Genomic DNA, 840 nt, shown 5'->3' with positions numbered 1-840 from the left:
GCGCCCGGGGCGGGGGCGCCAGGGGCAGGCGCGTCCGGGGCAGGCGTGACCGGTGCCGGGCGGCCGCCCGGCCGGCCAGGGCCGCGATGCTGGCGCTGCAACTCGCTGCGTTCCAGCGCGCCGTCCCCATTGGTGTCGGCGGCGCGGAACATGGCCAGCACCACCGGCTGCATCTCCTCCACTGTCACGCGGCCATCGCGGTTGGCATCCATGATGCGGAAGATGGTGGCCTGCCGCTCCTCCATCGCGCGCACGGCACGCGGCGGCGGCTCCCGCCGCTCACGCCCGGCCGGCGGCGGCGGGCGATTGGCCTCAAACTGGGCGCGGACGAACTGGCTCATCTCCTCCGGCGTCACGCCGCCATCCCTGTTGGCGTCGGCCTCGGCGAAGCGCGCGGTCATGAAGGCCACGGCCTCGGCCTCGCTGACGCGGCCATCCTTGTTGGCGTCGGCCTGGTCGAAGATGCGGGCCTGTATGCGGCCAGGGCCACGGTCGGGGGCCGGCTGGGCCAGCGCCGGCAGGGCGGCGGCGGAGAGGGCCGCGCCAAAGAAGCCAAGAGCAAGAGTGCGTTTCATGGGGCGACGTTCCCGTTCAATGGTGGCGGCATTGCGCCTCGGGGAAACATCTGGGGAGCCCGTGTAACAGGCGAATGACCCGGGCGGACGACCGGGTAAGAAAGTGTGTCGGAGGGCGGGGTGCGCCACGCCGCGTCCCGCAACGGGGCGGCGTGGCGAAAGGGTATTCAGCGGTGGTTGCGGCTCGTCGGGGTCGCTGCGCGGGCCGGGGTGGCCCGGGCGGGGGTCGCGCGCGCCGGGGTGCGGGCGGCGGCGCGGGTGGGGG

The 840-nt window shown here is 74.8% G+C and carries 1 protein-coding gene; it reads right to left on the bottom strand.

Going from position 1 to position 840, the window contains the following annotated elements; all coding sequences use genetic code 11:
• Positions 1-575 (bottom strand): EF-hand domain-containing protein (locus IBL26_RS25435; RefSeq protein WP_187787283.1); only part of this gene is annotated, 575 nt, incomplete at its 3' end.
• Positions 576-840: the final 265 nt, after the last annotated feature.

The organism is Teichococcus aerophilus, from assembly GCF_014490485.1.
GTDB lineage: Bacteria > Pseudomonadota > Alphaproteobacteria > Acetobacterales > Acetobacteraceae > Pseudoroseomonas > Pseudoroseomonas aerophila.
This window is presented reverse-complemented; position numbering and strand designations above follow the sequence as displayed.